The organism is Streptomyces chiangmaiensis (genome assembly GCF_036281785.1).
GTDB lineage: Bacteria > Actinomycetota > Actinomycetes > Streptomycetales > Streptomycetaceae > Streptomyces > Streptomyces chiangmaiensis.
In genome coordinates this window covers 1-7,713 of the sequence record NZ_JAYWVC010000290.1, presented here as the reverse complement: position 1 = coordinate 7,713, position 7,713 = coordinate 1, and the positions used below count along the sequence as shown (strand labels likewise).

The window sequence follows — 7,713 nt, the reverse complement described above, 5'->3', positions numbered from 1 at the left end:
GCAAACCTTTCCGGCCACAGCACTAGCTAGAGGTCGAGGACGACCTCGGTGGTGGGTTGGCTGCAGCACACGAGGACGGTGCCCGGCTCGGGGAGTTCCAGGGGTGGGGTGGTGTAAGTGATGTCGCCTTGAACCAGGTGCGTGATGCAGGTGTGGCAGACCCCTGTCCGACAGGACCAGCGAGTGGGGACGTCGCAGGCCTCGGCGAGGTCGAGCAGGGAGGCGTGGGCCGATGACCATGGGGTGGTGATGCCGCTGCGGGCGAAGGTGATGAGCGGGCCGGTGCCCAGGGGACCGGGTGGTTGGTGTGGTCGGACCGCGGCTGTGGGCGTGACACCAGGGTTGATGGCGGGCAGAGCGCTGAACTGTTCCGTATGGATCCGCGCGGGGCCCAGCCCGTGTTCGCGCAGGAAGCCGCCGAAGTGGTCCATGAAAGCGGGCGGTCCGCAGAGGTAGGCGTCGGCGTCCCGGGGGATGCCCATGGCAGCCGGCGATGCGGCGGTCGGACGGCCGTGGGTGATGTGGGGCTCATCGGTGCGTGGGCTTTCGCCGGTGTAGTAGACGTATTCGTGGGCGTTGGGGAGCTGGGTCAGGAGCGTGTGAGCCTCAGCCGCGAACGCGTGATGGGCACGGTCGTGCGCGATGTGGATCCACCACACCGGGCGTGGGTCTCGTGTGACGGCGAGTCGGTGGAGCATCGCCAGCACGGGGGTGGCGCCGATGCCTGCGGAGACGAGTGCGACCGGGTGGGAGCCTTCTTCCAGTACGAAGGTCCCCCGGGGACTGGCGATGTCGACGAGGTCACCGGGGTGGACGCCGGTGTGGAGACAGCCGCTGACCAGGCCAAGAGGCTCGCGCTTCACGCTGATCCGGTAGGTGCCGGTTCCGGGCGCGGAGGACAGGGAGTAGCTGCGCACCGCGGGCGCGGCCTCACCGACGGCCAGTCGGATGGAGAGGTACTGGCCCGGGCTGGGCTCGGGGAGTGGTGAGCCGTCGGTGGTGTCGAGGTAGATCGAGGAGACGGTGGGTGTCTCGGGGACGATGCGGGTGACGCGCATGGCCTTGAAACCCGGCCATGCCGGTTCCTGTCTGGGCTGTTGGGCGGTGGCGCGTTCGTCCGGCCATCCGGGTTCCTGGGTGGGCTGCTGGGTGGCGGCGAGTTCACGGAAGGAACCCTGCCAACCGGGGCTGAGCGCGGGGATGTTCAGTGCCTTGCGCAGCTTCACGGGGTCACGGTCGGGGAGGTAGAGCAGCGCATCGGTATCGGCGACGCTGAGCTGTTCAGGACCCTTGCGGGTGAGGCTGATCTCATCGCCGGCTCGGACGTGGCCCTCGGTGATGACACGCAGATAGAAGCCGGGGCGGTGGTGGGCGACAAGGAGAGAGGCCATGGTGGGTTCGCCCAGGCGCATGCCGACGCGATAGCAGGTGACGCGGGGTTGGGTGACCTCGAATTCCGCTTCGCCGATGCGGTATCGGTCGCCGATGCACACTTCGTCGTCGGGTAGACCGTCGACGGTGAAGTTCTCTCCGAAGACCCCGAAGGTAAGGTCGTCGCGTCCGAGTTGCTTCTGCCAGTACTGGTAGGACTGCCACTGGTAGACGAGGACGGCGCGCATCTCGCCTCCGTGTCCGGCCAGGTCACCTTGACCGTCCCCGTCGATGTTCAGCCGCCGCACCATCCGGGGGCCGTCCACAGGCGCCTTCCAAGCTCCGGTGTGGACGGTTCTTCCCTGCCAGGAGACGTCCTTGGGCATCCCCACGTTGACGGACAGCAGCGTCGCCATTCGCGGACCTCCTGCGTGGGTTGCCGGCCGGGGCAGCCCTTCATGGCGAGGACCTGTGCGCTCGGGCCGATAGTAGTTCTTCGCTCGGTGTCGCGATTCCGAGATCCCGAACCTTTTGGTGTAATCGCTGACTTTCCGAATGGGCGTACCGCAAGCACGTCCATTCCTTTTCTCTCGCCCCGCGATTGATATCACGCATATCTGGACGGTGGCGGGGCCGTGCCGCATTGCACGAGAATGGGGCCCGCTTGCCGCCGCATTCGACTTCCGGACGTCGACGCGCCGTGCGAGGCGCGCTCACGGCTCATTCCGGCTCGACGGTCCGGTTCGGCATCAACGGCCGCACACGCCCACGGTCGGTCACAAGGAGTCACGTATGGTCACTCTTCGGACGTCAGGAGTTCCTGGGACCGTGTCCTACGACGACTCGGTGACCGTGGCCCCCGACCCCCTTCACTCAAGGCGCGGGGGTCCGCAAAAACCGCCCCCCGGCCCAGGCGGCACCCCATACATCACCCGGCCGCGCCGTCGCGGGTGCGCTGATAGTGGCGCCTGGCCTTCATCCGGTTGCCACAGACAGCCATCGAGCACCAGCGGGCATTGTTGGTCTTGCTGCGGTCGAGGAGGAACCGTCGGCACTCCGGGTTGTCACACGGCCGCAGCCTGCCGGGCATCGTCTCCTGGAGCGTGCTCCAGGCCAGCACGGCCTCCACCGCCATGCGGTGCTCCTTCGGCGCGTCGAGCTCCCAGGACACGCCCGCCGGGGAAAGACGCGGGCGGGAGATGACGTCCTCGAGGAACGGGGCCAGCAATTCGGCCGGCCGGCCGCCCCGCACCACACCCTGCAGGACATCGCGCGCCTCGAGGAGATGCCGGCGCTCGGCCGCGCTGCCGCGACCGCCGTGTGCCAGCTGCCAGGACTTGGCCGCTTCCGGGTCTGCCAGCTGGTCCTGGACCACGCCGTTGACCACCGGGGTGGTGTTGAGGAGCTCCAGCAGTGCGTCCTGCTGTTCCCGATCGACCATCACGCCCACCTCCTAACCAGACTGCTTACTTTGACAGGTTACATGGACACGTCCATTCTAACCAAACAAGTCACCCTCACCGGTTAACCCCTGCGTGACCACAGCCATGCGCGCCCGCCGGCACCACGACAGTGACGAATCGCGCCCCGCCGAACGCAGGGGCCTCACGGCACCCACCGCGTGCCCTCACGCCCATCTAACCAACGAAGCAACCTTGACAGGTTAGATCCAGTGTGGTCGACTGGCTTTATAACCATCGAAGCCATAAAGAAAGGTTAGGGCCATGACCTCGGCAGTCCACCACCGCACCGCCACCATCAACGGCCTCGACGTCTTCTACCGAGAAGCCGGAGATCCCACCAACCCCACCCTGCTCCTCCTGCACGGCTTCCCCACCAGCTCACACATGTTCCGCCACCTGATCCCCGCCCTCGCCGACCGCTACCACCTGGTGGCCCCCGACCACATCGGGTTCGGCCAGTCCGCCATGCCCACTCTCCGGGAGTACCCGTACACCTTCGACGCTCTCACCCAGACCACCTCCGCCCTCCTCGAGCACCTGGGCATCGACCGCTTCGCCCTCTACGTGCAGGACTACGGCGCCCCCATCGGCTGGCGACTCGCACTCCAAGCCCCGCACCGCATCACCGCGATCATCACCCAGAACGGCAACGCCTACGAAGAAGGCTTCGTCAAGCCCTTCTGGGACGGCCTGTTCGCCTACGCCAAGGCCCCCGGACCCGAGGCCGAAGCCTCCATGCGCACCGCCCTGACCGCCGAAGTCACCCGCTGGCAGTACATCAACGGAGTCGACGACCCCACCCTCGTCAGCCCCGACAACTGGGTCCACGACCAGGCACTCCTGGACCGCCCGGGCAACGACGGCATCCAACTCGCGCTCTTCCGCGACTACCCGACCAACGTCGACCTCTACCCGGAGGTCCACCAGTACTTCCGCACCTCTCAGGTCCCCCTCCTCGCCGTCTGGGGAGCAGGTGACGAGATCTTCGGCCCCGCAGGGGCACAGGCCTTCGCCCAAGACCTCCCCGACGCCGAGATCCACCTCCTCCCCTCGGGACACTTCGCCCTGGAGAGCCACCTCCACACCATCAGCGAACACATCCGCGACTTCCTCGGCCGCGTCATCGGCTGACACGCCGAAGGTCACAACGGCTATGGCGACCCGCCCCCACCCGCCGCAGCCGGCAAAGGACCCCGCGATGCCGCACCACACCCAACACTCCTTCAGCCCCACCCCCCACACCGTGCCCACCGCCCGGGCCTTCGCCTCACAAGCCCTGAACGACTGGGGCGGTCGGCACGCCAGGACGACACCCAATCCTGCCTCTCGGAACTCGCCGGCAACGCCATCCGGCACGGCAGTCCCGACAACGACGAGTACCTGGTCCGCCTCGTCCGCCACACCCACTGCCTCCACCTCGAAGTGCACGACAGCGCACCCCACGCCCGCCCCCGCATCCCCGGCCTCACCGCCACCCAGGAATCAGGCCGGGGCATGCACATCGTCCAGGAGCTCGCAGACGACTGGGGAAGCCACACCACCACCCTCGACACCAAGGTCGTCCGGACCTGTTTCCGCAGACCTGAGAGCAGCAACTCCCCCTGCTCCCGCGAATCCTGACCCCGCAACGACCTCCACTCGTCCACACCCCGGGTACGCCCTCACGCCGCGCCCTCGTCCGGAAGGAACACACCATGGGACTGACCTGGCAGCAGGGGCCCCTGTCCGCAGGAGCGATCGGGCGCTTCCTCACCCCTGAGCCCCTGCCTGAGCGCCTGCTATTCGCCGAGCGGCTCCGCCGTCGCATGCGGGTGAAGTTCGACGACACCTGGATCGCCGACAGCGAGGACGTGATCCTGCTGCACGAACCCGGTCGCTACCCAGTGGCCTACTTCCCGCGCGAAGACGTGGATGAGAAGGCTCTGGTCGCGAGCGACAAGATCACCCACCACAAGGATCTCGGTAACACCACCTGGTACGCGGTACGCGCTGGGGAGCGCACCACCGAACGCGCCGCCTGGGAGTTCACCGCGCTGCCCGGGCACGCCGCCGAGTTCCAGGACCGCATCGCCTTCGCCTGGCGCGCGATGGACGCCTTCTACGAGGAGGACGAACGCATCCTGGGACACGCAGCGGACCCCTACCACCGCATCGACATCCGCGACACCTCCCGCACTCTGGAGGTCCGCCTCGGTGACACCGTGGTGGCCCGCTCCGAGCACCCCGTCGTCCTCTACGAGTCCGGATTCGCCCCACGCTGGTACGTCCCGCGCGCCGACATCGACGAGACCCGCCTGCGCCCCGTCGAAGGCCAGACCTTCTGCCCCTACAAGGGCCTGTGCGACTACTACGACATCGGCGACGCGCGCCGCGCCGCCTGGTCGTACCGCAACGCCTACCAGGAGGTCGGCCGGATCGGCGACATGGTGTCGTTCGAGGCGGACCGGGTCGAGGTCTGTCTCGACGGCAAGCGCCTGGAACTCGAGCCCGGTCAGAAGGTCGTCCCTCATGGCATCGACCGCGGTCTGGACGTCGACGAGGTGGGATCACGCTGAGCCGGTCCCGGGGCTCCGCTCAGCACACCGCGTGGGCCGAGCGGGCCGGTGGCCGCCTCTGCCCGACGGCCTGCAGGCACGCGGGCTCCAGCGAGAGAAGACCACGTTGCTCTGGCCCTTCCAGGACCTCCTGCTCGGATTGCGCCGGCGGCGGCCGAGGCGCCCACGCTGATCTCCTGGTGCCTTCGGCGGGACAACCCGGGCCTGCCAGGGGGCCGCACCGATCCGCCCCTGGGGCGAGGGCAGCCGTACCCCGTGGGCGCGCGGCGTGGTGGCGGCCGACCGCCGGTTTGCGAGCGTCAGGTTGAGCACGTCACCGGCGGTGACGCGCATCAGCGGACCCGGAACCGCCTCGTTGTACGCCCAAGTCCGGACGGACCGCCCGCCGAGGTCCAGCGACATCATCGCGCCAACGGCGAGCGGCACCACGCCCACGCCCACCGCGTCCTTCAACTCGAAGAGTCCGGCACCGGTGAGGGCCGGGCTGCCCCCCTTACCGGCGTAAGCCCGAGCCGAATGGCCCACTACGACTGGCTGGCGCTCCGTCTTCATGCGCGAATTAAGGAGCCATTGCTGCGCCGCGATCGACCGGAATCGAGGACGGAGATCCGTGGGTTCGGGGGCCGACCGGTTGCCGAACACCCCGTGATCCCGGCTCCGGTGGTGAAGGGCTTGCCTGTCGAGCGGGAGGATGGAGCCCGTGAAAGAAGAGGGAAAAAACGGCTTGTCCGGCCCGGGGGAATCCACGAATCCGAGCAGACGAGGCTTTGTCGCGGGCGCAACTCTTGGAGTGGCTCTCGCTTCAGCAGGCATCTATGAGGTCATCGACAAGCTGGTCACTCCACCCGAGCGGGCCGTTGCAGAGTCCGACAAACCCCTGCCGCCGGAACAATATGCCATTCCACAATCGCGGCTCATCATGGACGACGGCACCGGCGTCGCAAGCAGCACCGGCACGATCCCCGTCCTGATTCCGCCATTGCACAATCACGTCATCACCGCGACGTTGAAGGTCCCGCCGACCGCGAATGCTCTGCAGGAGGCGCAGCAGCATCTGGAGTCCGTTATCCAGGGTCTGGAGAAACGCTACCCTCCCCCTCCCGGCGGCCTGGGCGTCGTTGTCGCCTGGGGACTTCCCTACTTCCAGCGCTACATCCCCAGCCTCGGAAGAGACTCCGGCTTCTTCAAGGCGGGGACACGTTACCCGGCCTACTTGCCGGTTGACCTGATGACGTCCAAAGAGCGGGGCCGCACGGTTTATGCGCTCCAGGATGCCAGAACGTATCCCAGCGACCAACCGCCTGCCGGCTTCGGACCGGTCCGACTGGAGCAGAACCACGTGGCCGTGCTCCTGCGCGGTGACTCGCTCGACACCATCATGGAGGCCACCAACGCCCTCTTCGGGACGGGAAGCGACCAGGCCGGCGACCTCTTCGAAGTGACCAGCATCCGAAGAGGCTTCACGGGTGGCGGTCACACGGGGCAGCAGTCACTTGCCAGCAAACTGGCCCTTGAGGCCGGCCTGCCGGGAGCGAAGTCCATTCCCGTACACGCTCCCATCTTTCTCGGCTTCACCACCACGATCAAGTCCGCGGAAAGCTCCACTCCCGTCTCGAATCTGGAGACGCTTCCCGGCTGGACCGACCAATGGCCCAATGGCTACTTCAAGTACGGGACCATCATGCCTCTCTCGCACCTGTACTCGGACCTGACCACCTGGTACGGGGAAGGACGAACAGGGTCGCAGGACTTTCCGGCATATGCCGACCGACTTCGCGCGATGTACCGGCCTGGACTGTCGTGCCCCGCGGGAACGGTGACCGTGGATCCTCCCGTCGAAAGCGAGGATGACATCTTTCAGCGGGTCAAGGAATCTGGTAGCTACGGTCACAATGGAAGCATGCAGCCGGTGAACCGCCTACGGAAAGCGGCAACCAGCAACTATGGCGAGACCTACCCGGTCGGCACACCCGTGTCCAATCGCGGTGATTTTGCAACGCTGGACAACCCCTTCCACTACACCTCTGACCCGGTCGGTGACCATTACAGCGCCCAGAAAACCGCCGGGTTGCACTTCCTGATCTTCGTGCCGACGACCGAGACATTCAACCGCATTCGCCTGGCGATGGACGGCTACTATCCCGACGGCAGAAGAGTCGACGTCTCTCCGCGCTCGCCCAAGGCCGGCCTGAATTCAGTGGTGCACACCACGCACCGTCAGAACTTTCTGATTCCACCGCGGAGCCGCCGTTCGTTCCCGCTCGCGGAGTTCCTGACATGAGCGGGCTCTAGTGCGGCAACCGGAAAGGTTCACCGGCTCGCGA

At 66.9% G+C, this 7,713-nt stretch carries 7 protein-coding genes; 4 read left to right on the top strand and 3 right to left on the bottom strand.

Features of this window, described 5'->3' with window-relative positions:
* Positions 1-26 precede the first annotated feature (26 nt).
* Positions 27-1,787: an MOSC and FAD-binding oxidoreductase domain-containing protein gene (locus tag VXC91_RS40195; protein WP_329512308.1), complete on the bottom strand. Its 1,761-nt coding sequence runs from the start codon at positions 1,785-1,787 to the stop codon at positions 27-29.
* 512 nt (positions 1,788-2,299) lie between these two features.
* A complete protein-coding gene (locus tag VXC91_RS40190) occupies positions 2,300-2,812 on the bottom strand; it encodes a CGNR zinc finger domain-containing protein (RefSeq protein WP_329512307.1) in 513 nt (170 codons plus the stop codon).
* Between the two features lie 283 nt (positions 2,813-3,095).
* Here VXC91_RS40190 and VXC91_RS40185 point away from each other — a divergent pair, with 283 nt between their 5' ends.
* The 3 genes from VXC91_RS40185 (at position 3,096) to VXC91_RS40175 (ending at position 5,389) form a co-directional block, all read left to right on the top strand.
* Entirely contained in the window at positions 3,096-3,965 is an 870-nt protein-coding gene (locus VXC91_RS40185) for an alpha/beta fold hydrolase (protein WP_329512306.1), read from the top strand.
* Between the two features lie 153 nt (positions 3,966-4,118).
* Complete coding sequence (locus tag VXC91_RS40180; RefSeq protein WP_329512310.1) at positions 4,119-4,454, top strand: ATP-binding protein; 336 nt, start codon at positions 4,119-4,121, stop codon at positions 4,452-4,454.
* A 74-nt stretch (positions 4,455-4,528) separates the two neighbouring features.
* The gene (locus VXC91_RS40175) at positions 4,529-5,389 is read left to right on the top strand and encodes a DUF427 domain-containing protein (RefSeq protein WP_329512305.1); all 861 of its coding nucleotides are present in this window, start codon (positions 4,529-4,531) and stop codon (positions 5,387-5,389) included.
* On the opposite strand, the gene VXC91_RS40170 is transcribed toward VXC91_RS40175, so the two are convergent.
* Positions 5,381-5,791, bottom strand: a complete 411-nt coding sequence (locus VXC91_RS40170) for a multicopper oxidase domain-containing protein (RefSeq protein ID WP_329512309.1) — start codon at positions 5,789-5,791, stop codon at positions 5,381-5,383. The two genes, VXC91_RS40175 and VXC91_RS40170, sit on opposite strands and share 9 nt — an antisense overlap.
* Before the next feature lie 298 nt (positions 5,792-6,089).
* On the opposite strand from VXC91_RS40170, the gene VXC91_RS40165 reads away from it, so the two are divergent.
* Positions 6,090-7,670 carry a DUF7405 family protein gene (locus tag VXC91_RS40165; RefSeq protein ID WP_329512304.1) on the top strand — a complete coding sequence of 527 codons (1,581 nt, stop codon included), beginning with the start codon at positions 6,090-6,092 and terminating at the stop codon, positions 7,668-7,670.
* Positions 7,671-7,713: the final 43 nt, after the last annotated feature.

Bases quoted from the DNA above. Each gene is read 5' to 3' on its own strand.
- VXC91_RS40195 (WP_329512308.1), bottom strand. From the start codon at position 1,787: ATGGCGACGCTGCTGTCCGTCAACGTGGGGATGCCCAAGGACGTCTCC.
- VXC91_RS40190 (WP_329512307.1), bottom strand. From the start codon at position 2,812: ATGGTCGATCGGGAACAGCAGGACGCACTGCTGGAGCTCCTCAACACC.
- VXC91_RS40185 (WP_329512306.1), top strand. From the start codon at position 3,096: ATGACCTCGGCAGTCCACCACCGCACCGCCACCATCAACGGCCTCGAC.
- VXC91_RS40175 (WP_329512305.1), top strand. From the start codon at position 4,529: ATGGGACTGACCTGGCAGCAGGGGCCCCTGTCCGCAGGAGCGATCGGG.
- VXC91_RS40170 (WP_329512309.1), bottom strand. From the start codon at position 5,791: ATGTCGCTGGACCTCGGCGGGCGGTCCGTCCGGACTTGGGCGTACAAC.